This is a genomic window from Corynebacterium nasorum (assembly GCF_032821635.1).
Lineage (GTDB): Bacteria > Actinomycetota > Actinomycetes > Mycobacteriales > Mycobacteriaceae > Corynebacterium > Corynebacterium kefirresidentii.
Genome location: NZ_JAVBIE010000018.1, coordinates 16765 through 30504 on the forward strand (window position 1 = coordinate 16765; position 13740 = coordinate 30504).

Annotated in this window: 23 protein-coding genes, 2 tRNA genes and 1 pseudogene; 1 reads left to right on the forward strand and 25 read right to left on the reverse strand. The window is 54.3% G+C overall.

Going from position 1 to position 13740, the window contains the following annotated elements; all coding sequences use genetic code 11:
- Positions 1-6 precede the first annotated feature (6 nt).
- The 9 genes from RAE07_RS11450 to RAE07_RS11490 all read right to left on the reverse strand — a co-directional run bounded on the left by RAE07_RS11450 (position 7) and on the right by RAE07_RS11490 (position 4739).
- Entirely contained in the window at positions 7-423 is a 417-nt protein-coding gene (locus RAE07_RS11450) for a hypothetical protein (RefSeq protein ID WP_317001856.1), read from the reverse strand.
- Positions 354-797, reverse strand: a complete 444-nt coding sequence (locus RAE07_RS11455; RefSeq protein ID WP_524535625.1) for a DUF7426 family protein — start codon at positions 795-797, stop codon at positions 354-356. Before RAE07_RS11455 ends, RAE07_RS11450 begins: the two co-directional genes overlap by 70 nt.
- A gap of 74 nt (positions 798-871) precedes the next feature.
- Positions 872-1453 (reverse strand): phage tail tube protein, encoded by a 582-nt coding sequence (locus RAE07_RS11460; protein WP_317001858.1) that lies wholly within the window; start codon positions 1451-1453, stop codon positions 872-874.
- A 10-nt stretch (positions 1454-1463) separates the two neighbouring features.
- Positions 1464-1901 carry a minor capsid protein gene (locus RAE07_RS11465; protein ID WP_317001859.1) on the reverse strand — a complete coding sequence of 146 codons (438 nt, stop codon included), beginning with the start codon at positions 1899-1901 and terminating at the stop codon, positions 1464-1466.
- Positions 1898-2230, reverse strand: a complete 333-nt coding sequence (locus RAE07_RS11470) for an HK97-gp10 family putative phage morphogenesis protein (RefSeq protein WP_317001860.1) — start codon at positions 2228-2230, stop codon at positions 1898-1900. Before RAE07_RS11470 ends, RAE07_RS11465 begins: the two co-directional genes overlap by 4 nt.
- Positions 2223-2489, reverse strand: a complete 267-nt coding sequence (locus RAE07_RS11475) for a hypothetical protein (protein ID WP_317001861.1) — start codon at positions 2487-2489, stop codon at positions 2223-2225. Before RAE07_RS11475 ends, RAE07_RS11470 begins: the two co-directional genes overlap by 8 nt.
- A 110-nt stretch (positions 2490-2599) precedes the next feature.
- The gene (locus tag RAE07_RS11480) at positions 2600-3016 is read right to left on the reverse strand and encodes a head-tail connector protein (RefSeq protein WP_317001862.1); all 417 of its coding nucleotides are present in this window, start codon (positions 3014-3016) and stop codon (positions 2600-2602) included.
- Between the two features lie 73 nt (positions 3017-3089).
- Complete coding sequence (locus RAE07_RS11485) at positions 3090-3983, reverse strand: phage major capsid protein (protein WP_317001863.1); 894 nt, start codon at positions 3981-3983, stop codon at positions 3090-3092.
- A gap of 9 nt (positions 3984-3992) precedes the next feature.
- Positions 3993-4739: a hypothetical protein gene (locus RAE07_RS11490; protein WP_317001864.1), complete on the reverse strand. Its 747-nt coding sequence runs from the start codon at positions 4737-4739 to the stop codon at positions 3993-3995.
- A 101-nt stretch (positions 4740-4840) separates the two neighbouring features.
- Between RAE07_RS11490 and RAE07_RS11495 the strand changes: the two genes are divergently transcribed.
- Positions 4841-5203, forward strand: coding sequence for a hypothetical protein (locus tag RAE07_RS11495; protein ID WP_317001865.1), 363 nt, complete (start codon positions 4841-4843; stop codon positions 5201-5203).
- A gap of 225 nt (positions 5204-5428) precedes the next feature.
- On the opposite strand, the gene RAE07_RS11500 is transcribed toward RAE07_RS11495, so the two are convergent.
- The 16 genes and pseudogenes from RAE07_RS11500 to RAE07_RS11575 all read right to left on the reverse strand — a co-directional run.
- A complete protein-coding gene (locus tag RAE07_RS11500; RefSeq protein ID WP_317001866.1) occupies positions 5429-6562 on the reverse strand; it encodes a phage minor capsid protein in 1134 nt (377 codons plus the stop codon).
- Positions 6563-6565: 3 nt separating this feature from the next.
- The gene (locus RAE07_RS11505) at positions 6566-8098 is read right to left on the reverse strand and encodes a phage portal protein (protein WP_317001867.1); all 1533 of its coding nucleotides are present in this window, start codon (positions 8096-8098) and stop codon (positions 6566-6568) included.
- 14 nt (positions 8099-8112) lie between these two features.
- Positions 8113-9378: a PBSX family phage terminase large subunit gene (locus RAE07_RS11510; protein ID WP_317001868.1), complete on the reverse strand. Its 1266-nt coding sequence runs from the start codon at positions 9376-9378 to the stop codon at positions 8113-8115.
- Positions 9371-9808 carry a hypothetical protein gene (locus RAE07_RS11515; protein WP_317001869.1) on the reverse strand — a complete coding sequence of 146 codons (438 nt, stop codon included), beginning with the start codon at positions 9806-9808 and terminating at the stop codon, positions 9371-9373. Before RAE07_RS11515 ends, RAE07_RS11510 begins: the two co-directional genes overlap by 8 nt.
- 58 nt (positions 9809-9866) lie before the next feature.
- Positions 9867-10385 carry a ParB/RepB/Spo0J family partition protein gene (locus RAE07_RS11520; RefSeq protein ID WP_317001870.1) on the reverse strand — a complete coding sequence of 173 codons (519 nt, stop codon included), beginning with the start codon at positions 10383-10385 and terminating at the stop codon, positions 9867-9869.
- Between the two features lie 30 nt (positions 10386-10415).
- On the reverse strand, positions 10416-10580 hold the full coding sequence (locus tag RAE07_RS11525; RefSeq protein WP_317001871.1) for a nitroreductase family protein: 165 nt from the start codon (positions 10578-10580) through the stop codon (positions 10416-10418).
- A gap of 29 nt (positions 10581-10609) precedes the next feature.
- Entirely contained in the window at positions 10610-10912 is a 303-nt protein-coding gene (locus tag RAE07_RS11530) for a hypothetical protein (RefSeq protein ID WP_317001872.1), read from the reverse strand.
- A 174-nt stretch (positions 10913-11086) separates the two neighbouring features.
- Positions 11087-11157 (reverse strand) — tRNA-Gln (locus RAE07_RS11535).
- Between the two features lie 195 nt (positions 11158-11352).
- Positions 11353-11425: transfer RNA gene (locus RAE07_RS11540), tRNA-Trp, on the reverse strand.
- 207 nt (positions 11426-11632) lie between these two features.
- Positions 11633-11812: a hypothetical protein gene (locus RAE07_RS11545; protein ID WP_317001873.1), complete on the reverse strand. Its 180-nt coding sequence runs from the start codon at positions 11810-11812 to the stop codon at positions 11633-11635.
- A gap of 172 nt (positions 11813-11984) precedes the next feature.
- Positions 11985-12176 carry a hypothetical protein gene (locus tag RAE07_RS11550; protein WP_317001874.1) on the reverse strand — a complete coding sequence of 64 codons (192 nt, stop codon included), beginning with the start codon at positions 12174-12176 and terminating at the stop codon, positions 11985-11987.
- Positions 12169-12528, reverse strand: coding sequence for a hypothetical protein (locus tag RAE07_RS11555; RefSeq protein ID WP_317001875.1), 360 nt, complete (start codon positions 12526-12528; stop codon positions 12169-12171). Before RAE07_RS11555 ends, RAE07_RS11550 begins: the two co-directional genes overlap by 8 nt.
- Positions 12521-12727 carry a DUF3310 domain-containing protein gene (locus RAE07_RS11560; protein ID WP_317001876.1) on the reverse strand — a complete coding sequence of 69 codons (207 nt, stop codon included), beginning with the start codon at positions 12725-12727 and terminating at the stop codon, positions 12521-12523. Before RAE07_RS11560 ends, RAE07_RS11555 begins: the two co-directional genes overlap by 8 nt.
- Complete coding sequence (locus tag RAE07_RS11565) at positions 12714-12890, reverse strand: hypothetical protein (protein ID WP_317001877.1); 177 nt, start codon at positions 12888-12890, stop codon at positions 12714-12716. The genes RAE07_RS11560 and RAE07_RS11565 overlap by 14 nt, the downstream gene beginning before the upstream one ends.
- 2 nt (positions 12891-12892) lie before the next feature.
- Positions 12893-13387, reverse strand: coding sequence for an NUMOD4 motif-containing HNH endonuclease (locus tag RAE07_RS11570; RefSeq protein ID WP_317001878.1), 495 nt, complete (start codon positions 13385-13387; stop codon positions 12893-12895).
- Positions 13388-13400: 13 nt separating this feature from the next.
- A pseudogene (locus RAE07_RS11575) lies at positions 13401-13740 on the reverse strand (hypothetical protein); the annotation flags it as partial.

The window sequence follows — 13740 nt, forward strand, 5'->3', positions numbered from 1 at the left end:
TTTCTCCTACTTCGAGGTAGTTTCAGATGTGAGGTTCAATGCCGTACGCAAACGGCTGGGGGAATTAATCAGGGAGATGATGCGGACTTCCAGCCACCGCCACGACCGTTGACGTAGGACACCGGATTCCACATCGACCCCGTACTTTTCGTGGAGGTCGCACTCAATCGCAGACCACGCTGTGAGCACGTCCACCCATTTCAGTTTTTTCTGCCCCACTGGTTTCTGTGCTTCATGCGCTGCTGGGGTGTACCAATCCCGCAAACCGGTTTCCGGGTCGTAGGGGCCACCACCCGGATCGTCTGGCCCATATGCCCCAGGGTGAGGTGAATACGGTCCATAGGGGCCATCGACTAGTTGGTCTTCTTCCGGCGTGTGCGGGTCTTCGGTTTCTCCGCTGCCTGCTGCTTCTCCCTCGCCCATTGCTCCGCCGCTTCGGGAAGAATCGGCAGATGTTCTTTTCCCAGGCGGGTCTCCCACCACAGTTCACCAAATTCAGGGGACACACCGTAGTGAGCCATAGCGGTATTACCTACGTGTAGGCATTCCTGGTAGGGGATTCCATCGGCGCACATTTCATCCCACAGGCCACCGCTCATGGTGTCGGTTTCCTTGTCGTATTCTGCGCCCAGTAGCTTTGCGATGTAGTAGATTTCGTCTGCCGGGTCTGCGTCCGGGTCAGCGGTGAAGCGCTTAATCTCCAAGCCCAGTTCAGCGTTGGGGGACTTCACGGTGTACACCTTGCCGTCAATTGGGAGGTGTAGGTTTGGGTCGTGGAATTCGCGCAGGTCGCGCATAATACGTATCTCCTATGGATAGACTAAAGCCGGGGACACCACTAGGGTGCACCCGGCTAATAGTTGTCCAAACGTTACTGGGAAGCGCCAGTTTCGCTAGCAGTGCCGCCTGCCATAATCGGCGCATCATCTTCACCCTCGGCAGGGACAGATGCGGACTTAGCATCGGTGACTGGCTTAATAGCGATAGGCTTACCGCGAGAGGTCAGCTCGAACGAGAAAGAATCCAAATCCTCGTTGCCGCCAGCTTCGTCTTCCCACTTCACAGAGAAGTAGGAATCGTAGCCCTCTTCCACACCGTCGGTGCGCCAGCAGCGGGCCTGAATGACGTTATCCAAGCCCATCTTGCGGCCACGCTCACGCAGGGCAGACTGGCCTGGGTCTTGCTTGAACTTATCGCCAGCCTTTTCACCCTTGCGCTTGCCCTCACCCTTAAAGGTCATTTCGAGAGCGGTAGCAATCTGGGACTTGTAGCCCTCATTGTCGATGTCAGAGTCATCCTGCATCGTTGGGGAGGTCTGTGGGGAGAACTGGGACAGGCCACGGACGAAAATCCATTCTGGCTTATCCTTGGTGCCGGTGTTGACCTGGAGCGCCCAGTCACGCGCCAGGGTGGAATTAAGGTCATAGGAAGATGGTGCCTTTGCAACAGCCATTTGTTTGCTCCTAGTTTGGGTTGACTACGAATTCGTAGGACTCCACCCGGTGGTAGACACTGGCTTCGTCCCGTTCCTCGTATGTGAGGACACGTCTGGAATGTAGGACTGCTGTGCCGTTGTCCAGCGTGTAGCCGGTTTGGTCGTGCAATAGTCGGTAGATGTCACCAGCGACGCGGGCTGCGTAGCGTGGGTCGCGGGTGCCTTTGATTCGTAGTTGCACACGGATGCGTGGCGTGCCGGTGTCCTGCTGTGCGGTGTCTGTGGTTTCGAAGTGGTAGACACTCATGCCAATACTTGGGCCTGCTTCATCTGGCAGGACACCTAGATACACAGCGGGTGGGGTGAATGTCTTGTAAATGCCGTTGGGAGACCATTGTGCGAGATGATTAGCTGCCAGGTGGCGGGCTAGGTCTTCACGTAGGGTGCTGTAGGTTGGTGCAGTCATGATATTGCCTTTTTGATTTCCAGTGCGATGACCTGCTGTATTTTCTGTTTGTTGTCCAGGAATGCGGATTCCAGATACTTTGCTTGGCCCTCGTTGTGTTGCCAGCCCACTTCCTCATGTTGGCGGGCGGCGTAGGGGGTGTTGTAGGACACGACGGCTTCTTTATCGGACACGCTGGCCTTAGCACTGTTACGTAGAGTGCCTGTTTCTATTGGGGTGCGTTGCACGGCTTCATCGCGTAGCAGGTGCGCCCCAGCGCGTAAAGCAGTGGTGGTGGCTCGCTCAATGTTGTTGGCGACCTGTTGACCGCGCCAATCCAGTTCAGCCATACGGATTCACCACCCCACCACTAGATTCTGATGTTTCGCTAGGGATAGTCAGCGTCAACTTCTGGTGGTCAGGGGTTTGATTTCCTGCCCCGTCGAAAGCCGCGAGTTGGGTTACCTCCCACGGGCCGGTTTCGAAAGGTTTAGGCAGTTCCACATGGTCACCGCGCTCCACGACTAGACCAATCGGGGTGTACACCATCGTGTCGGTAACAGTCTGCTCACCCTCTGGGCCAACCACACGACGGGTAGCTTGTCGCACAAACCCCTTAAATGGGACAGGGTCACCTGCCTGCCAGCCATAGGGTGATGCGCCCGCCCCACGCAACAGCACACATTCATGTCTGAACCACTGGTTTGCAAGCTCTTCTTCTATCGCACCCACGGCCAACCCCCAATCAGGCCAGCATTAGCCAAAATATCTAGCGCCGCATCACACAGTTCACTAGCGGCTTGGTCTTTCACTTGGGCCGCATCCACACTGGAATAAGACACAGACGCATCACCAATAGACGATGAAGTCACCGCACTAGACGCACCCTGAATCACCGTGGGGTTAATATCATTCTCCACCCACACAGTGACCTGCTCACACACAGCGTCACGCAGAGCATCCATCACGTCCGGGTCTTCCGGCATACCAGCCGGGGTGACCTCAAACCGTGCAGACCTTACGGCACGCTGCACCATCGAAGACGCACGCCTAATCAGCGGTTGTAGGTTCACATCCTTATCGAACGTGTAGCCAGCCCACGCAACAACATCATCTGGCTGGGCAAATACAAGCATTCTCTTTTCTCCTAAGTATGCGAAAAGCGGGGCGGGGCAACAATCCCCTACCCCGCTAATCAGCTGTCAAAGACTAGGCAGCAACCGGAGCGCCAGCCGGGTCAACAACATTAATATCAGCGGTAGCGATACCCTCCGGGCGGGTAACAGCAGCACCGTACACATTCAGGCCACGCACAATGTCACCAAAGTGGGACGGGTCGCGCAGCGCTTCAGTCTCAACCAGCTGGGATGCGAAAGCGAAAGCATCCGGCACACCAGCAATCGCCAGCTCACGGCCAGCAGTAGACGGCGCGTTGTTGGAAACAAGCACGTCAAAGCCAACGGCGCGGCCAACGATGCCGTTGCGCAGACCGTCCTCATTGCCGGACGCATCTACACGGGTGAAGCGCGGATCCATCAGCAGCGCGGAGTAGGTCTTCGGGCCAACTACAACGTAGCGGCCAGCGGTTGGAACGGACTGGGCGTTCAGCTTCTCGGACAGTTGCACCAGAGTCTTAAACGCGGTGGTCTGCTTATCGCCAGCCTTAGACGGGTCATCATTGACCACCTGAAGCGTGCCCAGCTTGTTAGCAGCCAGTGCGCCATCCTTAAGCAGACCCGCGAGGTACTGGTCGGCACCGTCACGCAGGTTGATACCAGCAGAGTGGGTGGCTGGGCCTTGGAAGTCGCCAGCGGCCTGAACCTTGTCTACGTCGTGGACGCGGAATGCAAAGTACTTGCCCTGGTCGATGTGGAGGGCGGTGGCTTCGGTGTTGACTTCCTCAACCTCGATTGCGGTGCCCTTTTTGTAATCCTTGATGGTGGGGGCGGTCAGGCGGGAAATGTGGACGGTATCGCCAATGCCGGTGATTTCACCCATCCATGCGTTGGATGCAACGTTGGGCTGGCCGTAGATGAGGTTCTTCTCGTACGGCTCCTTGATGGCGGCATTCCAAATCTCGGGAATGAAAGTATCGACAGACATTCTTGTCTCCTAGTTATTCATGAGGTGGGACAGCTTGCCGCTCTTAACCGCTTCGTTGATTTCATGAGCACTCATGTTCTTCAGGTCTTCGCGGGTGAGGGGCTTTTCTGTTCCTCGGGTTGTGTTGGACGTATCCACACCGGATGCCTTATGAATCGCCTGGATTAGGGACGGGTGGGATTCAAGTTTTTGGTTGACGATTTGGGCCACCTGGGCATTGAAATCATCTGCGTCTACATCTAGTTGGGTGTATGCGTTGTCCGAATTGAGTAGGGCGTTTAGCAGTGTGGTATCGACGTTGCCGTCTACCTTTTCCACTGCGCTGCGCATAGCGTCATTGCGGCGGTACTGGTTTAGGGTGTCACGCATCTGGTCGCGTTCCTTGGCGGCAGCTTGTTCGCGCTCTACGGCTGCGTCAATGAGCTTTTGTGGGTCGCTAGTCTCATCCTCGACTAGGCCCAGTTTCTTGCCAATGTCTTGGATGAGTTGGTTACGTTCCGCTTCGGCCTTTTCTTGTGCGGCCTTTAGCTCATCTGCCTTGGCGGCTTCTACATTTTTGGACTTGGTGCGGTATTTGGCGGATTCGTCGCGTAGGCTTCGGATTTCCTTTTGTGCCCACTCTGGGAGGTCATCGATACCACTATCTGGCTGGTTGTTTTCCTGTTGTGGTTGGGTTTCTTGTGGGGTGTGTGGCTCCTGGCCTGCCGGGTTTTCCTGCGCCTGGCTGGTGTTTTCCGGTTGGGTGTTTTCGGGCACCGCTGTTCTCCTACATATCGGGGTGAATGGTTACCCCTGTAGGGTGTAGGAATTACAGCGTTGTCCTTTGTTACGTAACACAACATTGCTATGTTTAAGGCATGAAAAAGTTTCTCTCTATCGCTTTAGTGCCACTGCTGTTGGCAGGGTGTGGAAGCTCTGATAGCTCCGATGGATCCAGCTCTTCCGATAGCTCGAATGACAAGATTCAAGGTTGGGGTGCAGCTAAGGCGCGAAGCTATTGTCATGACCAAGTAGAAAAGCAGTTGGTGTCCCCAGCTACCGCTGACTTCGAGGGAATGACCGAATATACGGCTAGTCAATCTTCGGATGGTTCTGCGTGGGAGGTGCAGGGCCACGTGGATTCGGAGAATGGTTTTGGCGCTAATATCCGCTCTACCTATTCTTGTACTTTGACTCCCAGCGATGAGGATAACGCAACAGTTAGTGTGGACATCCAGTAATATTTAAGTCATTGTGACTTTAAATCCCTATGGTTCTGTATGGGTAAAAAGTGTACGAATTAGCGGTTTTTAACCATCCCGTACACCCCAATCGCTTTGAAGTTTATGAAGTTTATGAATTGCTTTGAAGATGCGCACCCGCACAGCGTGAGTTACCCTAAACTTGGTTGTTGAGCACAGCTCCAACCCGCAACCCCCTACCCCCCAGGCGGGTTGCGTCACGCCTTAATCATCGAATGATAATCCCACTGTCCCACTCGCTGGCTGGCGTAATTGCTCACGGTGGCGGCGGCGCGGCAAATCGTGCTTAGCGACGTGCGCACGCAATTTAGCCTGATACGCATTCTTACGCTGGCGCGCAGCCCTCACGTCACGTTCATCAATCGCGGCAGCTTCCATACGCTTAGACGCACGAATCTGCCGTTCCAAATACCGCTGCTTCTGCGTAGCCTTATAGCCCGAATCGTCACCGTCATACGGTGCATCACTCACCCGTGTGTAGCCTGGCACGTAGCCAGAATGGGTATGGCGGCAATTTGGGTGATGCAGGCCACTTGCTTCGGCATCTCGCATGGTGCCTTTAACGCTAACAATGCTGCCACCAATGCGGTGAGTGCCAGCAGAATACTTACCAGTCAGCGACAACACTTTACGCTCGAACGGCGCGCACTGTGGGGCAGGATTTTTATGCGAAGACACCACCACAAGATCAATGCCGTGCTGCACCATCGTATCCGTATGACCAGCACGCAACGCCTTATTAGTCATGGTGCGTACAGCCATTTCCGCGTAAGTATCCAAGCCCCACTTCCGGCCTGACTTGTCCACAAAGAACGGTAACCCCTCACGCGCCATGCGAGTAAATGCACGCTGCGCCGCCTGCTGCGTAGTCATCGCACCACTAATGGAATACCCGGTAGCTTCCACGCCTATGCGCTTCCAAATGTCTTCCACGCGGCGCACTAGATTCCGGTGAACCGGCTCCATCGTGGTAATCGCTTCGGATGTGAGCGCGTACACAGCAGCAGTATTCAACGCCTGGGGTATGGGCCTGTTTGGGATTAGGGTTTCAGGCACGTTAGCTAGTTCGCGTTCTGCGTCTAATTGCCCGCGTAGGTAGGCCGCGTCAATAGTGTTGCGCCACGTGGTGCCCAGTCGCTTGTGTAAGGCATCGGCCATGCCCTCAATGTTGCCGCGTTCTTGCCGAATGGCTAGTAGCTGCGCTTCCACCCATGTGGGCGACTCACCCGTCTTCACCAGGGCGCGGCGGATAACCTCAATCAAATACATTTCGGCACGCTGATACAGGGCTACAACATCATTGTTTAGCCCCTCTGCGCGTGCCGGGTCAAAGACCAAGGATTAATCCTCACCTAGTGGGTCTTCATCTGGTTCAACATTACCCAGCGGGTCAAATGTGCCCGCCTGTTCTGCAATGATGCGGTCTACCTCCGCCTGCTTGTCCTGTTCATCCCATTCATGATGAAGCATGTCAATCTTCTGCTGCGTGGAAATTGCACGCGCCGCATCCAAGGCTTGGACAGTAGAAGCCTTATCCAGCATGGTTTCCTGCACAGGTGCAGTCATGTCTACCTTGACACGCGCCTTGGGTGGTGTGAGGTTGTGCAGCCACGCATGGACTTCTAGTAGAGCGTTGGATAGCTCGGACAGCCCGGCGCGCATGTACCGGCTCTTAGACTTCCATGTTTGGATGCTGGCTTGGTATTCGGATTCAATCTCACGTGCGGTCTTCTGCCCACTGGTATTGCTGCCCGCTAGGCCGAAAGTTGCGGGGCTGTAGTTAGCGCGGCGTAGAATCTCCAACACAATCTTATCCGCCAAATTCAGGTAGTACTCAAAGCGCAACTCTGGCGAGTAGAACTGCACACCCTGCCCCTCCGTTGGGGTAGATGCCACCGCATCATAGAATTCACGGTCGAGGTCAAACTCTTGGCCCTTGCCGAATCCTTGGGACTCCAACCAGTATTCAGGCACAACAGCACGCTGCTTGCCTAGGCGCATTTCCCGGCGCAGGTCTGTCCAGGTTTCGTCCAGCATGTCGAATAGAGGGAATAGGTCTGGGCTAATATCTGGCCTGCCAATGTTACGTAGTTGGCCGTCACCACGGAAGCCCACTACCGGGCGGGCATTCGGAATGTAGGTTGCTGCGATGCCTGTGGTGTGGGAGTCCACTCCGCTTTGGGAGTCCACGATGTTTGCGAGTGGTGCGGTGGATGGGTGGTTAGCTAGGGGTCGTGGGTCTCCTAGGTTGTTGGCCCGGCCCTCATAGAGGGAGTATTCGATGCGGCCCTTGGTGTAGCGGGATAGGAGTCGCCATACGTGCTTTTCGTCCTGCTTGGGTAGTTCCTCATGGAACGTAATGGCAGTGAGCTTGCCGTAGCTAAATTCGGGGTAGGCGCTGTCAGCGTCGACGAAATCAATCCACGGGTCATCGGATACGTCGGTATCCCACATGATGCGCCCGTACACGCCACCTAGAGCAGCGCAGGATTCCGCCATGACAAGCAGGTCTGCCGGGAAGCGGTCGTCATTAAGCATGTCATCCAGGTTTGCCTGTGCTTCCTCATCATCCACGGTGAACGTGGGCGGAGCATCAAACAGCAGGCTTGCAGACGTTGCGGCAATATCAGCCGCGATAGGCAGGTGCATCTTCCGGTTCGATTGCCCCTTGGGTGTGGGCTGGCCCCAGAAGAAACGAGACACCGCACCTACTACCCCGCCCGCGAACTGAGACGGGCGAAACGCAGCACCCACACCACCATAATGCGAGTCCAGTTGCTTAGTATCCCCCTCCCACCACAGGGAAGCATCACCCACCATACTGGTGACAGGTGCCCACTTTTCTGGGGGCCACGGGGTGTTAGCGGCGGGCATGGTCATACTGTCTCCTATGCGGTGATGTGCCTAGACCACAAGTAGCGAGACGAATACACGGAATAACGTAGAGCATCGCAAAAATCGTCGCCCTCTTTAATAGGCTTGTCGATGCCGCGCTCTGCTGCTTTTTCGTCCCACCTGTAGCCGGGGATTTCATCTATGAGATTCTTACACTGGGACGATACGAGCAGGTTCCCGTTGTCTAGTAGAGATGCGACCGTTCGAATACCGTCTAGAACATCGTTGTTCGCTTTGTCGATACGGCGGATGCCGTCTTCATGGAGTTGTAGGCCGAATGATGCGGCGGCGGGGTCGTAGTAAATCCACGTGGGGTAATCGTGGCGGGTTAGCCATTCTTTCAGGTCTGCTGTTAGTGCGTTGTTAGTTAGTCTTCCTGGTGCCCATTCGTCTACCGCGTAGAGTCGGTTATCGTCTCCTACTCCTAGGAGGATTCCGGTTGTGGGGTGGGTAGTACCGTAGTCGATACCTAGGGAAATGATTTGCCGCATGGATGGCATATCCTCTGGGTGGATAACATGCTTAGCTTCATCCCACATCTGATAAATCGCGCCCTCTGCCGCCACCCACAATCCTTGGATGAAGCGGAGATACCACATGCCTGTGTATTCTTTGCGCAGGTTATTCTTGTACCCCTCGGTTAGTGAGGGGTTATCGTCCATAGTGAAGTGCCAATAAGTCCAGTCCGCTAGCTGGTCTTCCGGCTGGGTTTTCTTGTCATAGTGCATGCAGCCCGGCACGCGCACTAGGTAGTCTTTGCGTAGCCAGTGATTCTGCGAATCGGGGTTAGTGGTGCAGAATAGCTTGGAGTAGGACTTGGACAGGCGGGATAGTAGCTGCTTAAAGAATGCGGGGTGCAGTAGGGTAATCTCATCCGCGAATGCTAGGCCGATGGTCATACCGCGAATCTTTGATTCTGCGCCCGCGTCATTCGCGCCAATGATGTGGACGTGCCTACCGAAGATAGTGGCCTTGGCTGCGCCCTGGCGGTAGACCACATACTTCTTAATGGGCAGGAAGATGGTTAGCGTTTCGATGGGTTCGAACACGTTACGGTAGATACTGTCGCGGTTCTTACCTGTGATGACGATGGCTGCTGTGCCTTTGTATGCCGCGACCAAAGCCAGCATGAGCAACGTCCACGTGTACGTCTTGCCGGAACGTACAGACCCGTCCCAGATGTTCACGCGGCCTGTTGAGCCAGCGAAAGCATCCTTTTGCTTTTGACTAAAGCCCATAACCTCCGCTGTATCAATCACCCTGCTGGTCATCCTCCACCGGCTTGGCGGTAGGCCCATTCTGCAAAGCGTCAATAATCTGAATCATCGCATTCTTAGCAGAATCCAGGCCGTCGTTATTCTCGATGGAATCCAACCCCATGAGCTGGGCGCGGTGTTGCATGATACGCACAGCAGCGTTAATGGCCTGCGGGGAACCAGACAGTAGCTTTTTCTGTAGGGCTAGTTCCATGCGGTTGAGCTTGTCTAGCTCCATGTCGCGCAATTCCATGGCATTCTCGCGTGGAATAGAATCCATGAACTGCTGCACATCCTTGCGCACAGTGCTAATGGGGATGCTTAGCTTCTCACTAATCGCGTTGTAGCTCATGCCAGCCGTGCGTAATTCGTACACTTTGGCGCGGCGCTTCATCATATTGTCGTGCGCGATGTCGTGGTGCAGTTTCGGCATAGTTAAACCTCCTGGGTCTAATCAACAACCTAGGAGGTTACGTGTTGGCGGGCGTTGTCTACACCTCGCTTACAGTGATGCCCTCTGCCAGTAGGCGGGACTTAATGCGCTGCTGTTCTTCCGCGTTCTCACACTCAACGAGTAGGTTGTGTCCCTCTGGTTGTGGGTCTTTGGGAGGTTCTGGAATATCCTCATCGTCTAGCGCTTCTAGCGTTTCGAGTAGGTCATCTACTTCATCGCGGGTGAATCCTGTTGCGTCTAGGTTGGGTAAGTCAGTGAGTAGGTTAACCAGTTCTTCAACATCGTAAGTGGACTTATCATTTGATGCGTTATCGACTAGGACGATTCTTTTGGCGGTCTCATCATCCACATCCACGCGGTGAACGTCGATAGTCTCCCACCCCAGGCGCTGCGCCGCCATAACTGTATGGTTGCCAGCGAGAATAGTTCCATCCGCATTCGCCACGATGGGCTTATACTGGCCTAACTTGCTTAGTGAACCGGCAATCAGGTCAATATCACCCCGGCGCGCATTGCCGGGATAGAACTTCAGTTCAGCGATAGATGTTTGAGCCATGAGCTAATAAAACACTCACAGCAGCGTTGTTTAATCCCGTGGCTGGTTGTTCTCATCGTAATTTTCAGGGTCAGCTAAACCTAGTGGCATTCCGCATGCGGTGGTTTCATTATCCGGCAAGTTACGCCATTCTTCCGGCATGGACTGCCACATACGATCTACTTCCGCCTGGTGCTCTGGGTCAATATGAATCATGCCCACAGCATAAACAGTGGGTTGGACATTTACTCATCCCAGCCTTCGAACGTGGAATCTACTTCTAGTTCTTGCAGGTGGGCGATGATACCGGCGCGGATAATGCCGTCTGCTATTGCACCTGTTTCTGGGTCTTCCCACGATACGGAGGTGACGGAGTTGCCGTCGATGTCTAGGCCGTAGTTAACGCGGAGGGTGGCTAGGTTCATCACGATTTCGTCCATGGCGGTGAGGGTAGTCATCGCGGCGCGTTGCGCGATGCCCTTTGACCTCGTTCCTTTCGGAATTTCCGAACAACCCATCATGCGGCGTTGCGCGGTGTCTCCCCTCATAGTCTGGGGAGTCTAGTAGTAGCCATAGTATGAATGGGAGTGAACCTGATGCGAGTGCAATTATCCAAAGCATAAGTGTGGTGGGTGCAGGCTCACAGTGCCTTGGTCGCTAACGAGCAGGGTAGCGAGGTTATGGCCTTTGCGTAAAAATTTTGAAAACCGCTTAACACCCGGCTCCCTCACAAGGATTCGAACCTCGATTACCGGAACCAAACTCCGGTGTCCTGCCATTAGACGATGAGGGATTTGGTGGGTAGGAGGATTGCCTTTTACCTCCAAGGGCTGCTTACGGTCTCATCTGTAAGTACCGCACCCTGCCAACCGCATGTCTGGCCGCTAAGCCAAGCCCCCGCTAAGGGACGGTTGCACAATCTTCAAGCCCCGCAAGCGCGGCTCTTTTGTTCTGTCATACCCCGGCTCAACCCGTCGGTCTTGCCGTGCACAGCTGGCAGGATTCGAACTTGCATCTTCCGCCTTTGGAGGGCGGCGCTCTCCCAGTTGAGCTACAGCCATAATCAACCCCACCAGTGTGGGGCGCTATCTACCCAATGAGTTGAGCGAGGATAGCAAGTAAAAGACTGACAATTAACAGCAGGTCATTACTCATGACGGCTACCCTCTCATTAGATAGATAGTGTTTGCGTTTGTATCATGTCGCATTCATGGTGACGCGGTTGCTAAGGAGGTAAAAGCTCCCCGCGTCACACGACAAATGTTAGCTTATACTGTCACGCCATGCAACTTTTTAAGCCACTTTTGTTGCTTCTCTAGCCACTGGCGCGCATGTTCCTCATCGCCAAAGTTCGCAATAACCGACGGGTCATTCGCATTCTCAACCCACGGCTTCCGGGCGACAATCCACCGGCCATTCCACGTCTCGCTAATAAACAATTCACTCATCGCTTCCACCACTTATAAGGCTTTGAGGTTGTATGCCACAATCCGCACCCACACTGGTACACACGGATAGGCATATGCTTTCGTCTCCCCTGCTTCCATTCACGCCGCATCGCATTCTCCGCATGCAGCCGGGCAGGATAATCTTTCTTCCACGGCGTAGGACACTCGGACATCAGAACCTCCACACCATGCCGTAGCCACGTGGCTTACGCATACCAGCACGCCTGGTGCGCTTCGCAGGTGCTGGGGAATAGTCCACGTCCTGGGCTTCCTGCCCGTAGCCTGCTTCCATCATCTCTATCTCCGCATCAATACGGGCCTTAGAGGATGGGTGCCGCCACCTAGCGGACTCAAAATCACTCATGCTCATCTTGCACTCCTACCGGCTCAATCATGTACGAATCACCCGCAATATGAACCATCACGCTAAGATTCTCGGATTCTGCAATTCCTTTCATCACGTCCAACCCCAAGCGAGTTAAAGGCCTGAACATAAGTTCCTTTTCGAGCTGCCGCTTAAACAATTCCGCCAGAACCATAAGCGCTGTAACCGACACAAATACCAATACAGCTTCTACGAGATCCAGTGCATGCACCCATCCCGGTTCAGTGATTAGAGGGACTAGGCTAAACAGGGCACTTGCCAATAAAAGACCAGAAGCAACGCGCTCCCAACCGTCTAGCAGGTGCCAAGCTCCGCTAATAAACTCACGCATTATTGCTCTCCAATCGGTTTAGCTCACGGTCGATATACCAACGGGCCTTAGACAGGTCTTCTACCGCGTCACCTTTACGCCCGGCGCGGCTGATGTATTTCAAGGCATTGCCCAGGTTGAACGACAGATGCTCTGCAATATCGACCGGCTGCGCACCATTACTAAACCCCTGGTAGTGCTCTGGGTTAACTGCGCTCATTCTTCGAATCCTCCCGCCCGTTAACCCGCTCGTAAGCCCAGGCCCAGTACAACTCCGCATAGTGGGTGACGAATGGCTCCGCCAAGATAATCAGGGCGATAATCGCCCCAGAAACTCCCAAGACGATGAGCAATGACAACACCCACTGAAAAAAGTCAGACATAACTACGCGCTCCTTACGTCTTTGAAGCTGTCCACCCTGCAAGCACCCTGCATAAATAGCGAACTATCCCGCTTAGATAACTCCCGAAAGTTATCCTTGTCGCGTGCAATGTATTCCTTTAGGAAGTTGTGCGTGCCGTGGGCAGTCTTGTCTTTACAGTTTTCTGACCTACTAGCCCACCTAAGATTGTGTGGGTGGTTATGCGTTGCTTTCCCATCGTTATGGCAAATATCGAGTCCTTTGGGACGCTTACCTATAAAGGCTTCAGCGACTAGGACGTGTACCCCTATGGTCTTTCTTTTCGTGTGGTTACATAGGGTGACTTGCGCGTATCCGCCGCTGTCGATGTTCTGCTTAAGTACGCGGGTCTTGTAGTTGACTATCCTGTCGCTGGCTTTAATGGTTCTCGCCAATGAGCGCACCCGACCATATGAGGAAACTTCATAAAGCCCCTCGAAGCCTTTAACCTGCACTGGTTTCCATTGCTCTTTGTTCATTGGTTCCCCGCCCTTAAAAATCCCAGTCATCGTCCGTGGTGTCCTCTGCCTTGCCGATGACATAGGCGGAGCCAGAGCCGGAGAAGAAGTCAAAGTTTTCATTTCCGCCTGGGTCAAGGGACGTTTTGATAGCGGTGTGAAACTGGCACATATCAGTTGGGTACATCCCCTCGTACCCCAGATTGTTGAGTGCCTTGTTCGCGTTGTAGCGGAGGAATGCGAGTACGTCTTCTGGACCTGACCCCTGTTTGGTGGACACCTGATATCCAGCCCAGTCGGGCTGGAAGAAAGGTAATCTACCACCATGTCCAGGTACTCCGAACAGTTCAAACGCGATGCCGTGGCCCTCTACG

Excerpts from the sequence above, each read along its gene's own strand:
- RAE07_RS11555 (WP_317001875.1), bottom strand. The coding sequence starts at position 12,528 with ATGCGTGAGTTTATTAGCGGAGCTTGGCACCTGCTAGACGGTTGGGAG.
- RAE07_RS11485 (WP_317001863.1), bottom strand. The coding sequence starts at position 3,983 with ATGTCTGTCGATACTTTCATTCCCGAGATTTGGAATGCCGCCATCAAG.
- RAE07_RS11460 (WP_317001858.1), bottom strand. The coding sequence starts at position 1,453 with ATGGCTGTTGCAAAGGCACCATCTTCCTATGACCTTAATTCCACCCTG.
- RAE07_RS11495 (WP_317001865.1), top strand. The coding sequence starts at position 4,841 with ATGAAAAAGTTTCTCTCTATCGCTTTAGTGCCACTGCTGTTGGCAGGG.
- RAE07_RS11550 (WP_317001874.1), bottom strand. The coding sequence starts at position 12,176 with ATGAGTGATTTTGAGTCCGCTAGGTGGCGGCACCCATCCTCTAAGGCC.
- RAE07_RS11465 (WP_317001859.1), bottom strand. The coding sequence starts at position 1,901 with ATGACTGCACCAACCTACAGCACCCTACGTGAAGACCTAGCCCGCCAC.
- RAE07_RS11480 (WP_317001862.1), bottom strand. The coding sequence starts at position 3,016 with ATGCTTGTATTTGCCCAGCCAGATGATGTTGTTGCGTGGGCTGGCTAC.
- RAE07_RS11455 (WP_524535625.1), bottom strand. The coding sequence starts at position 797 with ATGCGCGACCTGCGCGAATTCCACGACCCAAACCTACACCTCCCAATT.
- RAE07_RS11470 (WP_317001860.1), bottom strand. The coding sequence starts at position 2,230 with ATGGCTGAACTGGATTGGCGCGGTCAACAGGTCGCCAACAACATTGAG.
- RAE07_RS11525 (WP_317001871.1), bottom strand. The coding sequence starts at position 10,580 with ATGATTCATATTGACCCAGAGCACCAGGCGGAAGTAGATCGTATGTGG.
- RAE07_RS11505 (WP_317001867.1), bottom strand. The coding sequence starts at position 8,098 with ATGCCCGCCGCTAACACCCCGTGGCCCCCAGAAAAGTGGGCACCTGTC.
- RAE07_RS11515 (WP_317001869.1), bottom strand. The coding sequence starts at position 9,808 with ATGCCGAAACTGCACCACGACATCGCGCACGACAATATGATGAAGCGC.
- RAE07_RS11530 (WP_317001872.1), bottom strand. The coding sequence starts at position 10,912 with ATGAGGGGAGACACCGCGCAACGCCGCATGATGGGTTGTTCGGAAATT.
- RAE07_RS11570 (WP_317001878.1), bottom strand. The coding sequence starts at position 13,387 with ATGAACAAAGAGCAATGGAAACCAGTGCAGGTTAAAGGCTTCGAGGGG.
- RAE07_RS11565 (WP_317001877.1), bottom strand. The coding sequence starts at position 12,890 with ATGTCTGACTTTTTTCAGTGGGTGTTGTCATTGCTCATCGTCTTGGGA.
- RAE07_RS11560 (WP_317001876.1), bottom strand. The coding sequence starts at position 12,727 with ATGAGCGCAGTTAACCCAGAGCACTACCAGGGGTTTAGTAATGGTGCG.
- RAE07_RS11545 (WP_317001873.1), bottom strand. The coding sequence starts at position 11,812 with ATGAGTGAATTGTTTATTAGCGAGACGTGGAATGGCCGGTGGATTGTC.
- RAE07_RS11520 (WP_317001870.1), bottom strand. The coding sequence starts at position 10,385 with ATGGCTCAAACATCTATCGCTGAACTGAAGTTCTATCCCGGCAATGCG.
- RAE07_RS11450 (WP_317001856.1), bottom strand. The coding sequence starts at position 423 with ATGGGCGAGGGAGAAGCAGCAGGCAGCGGAGAAACCGAAGACCCGCAC.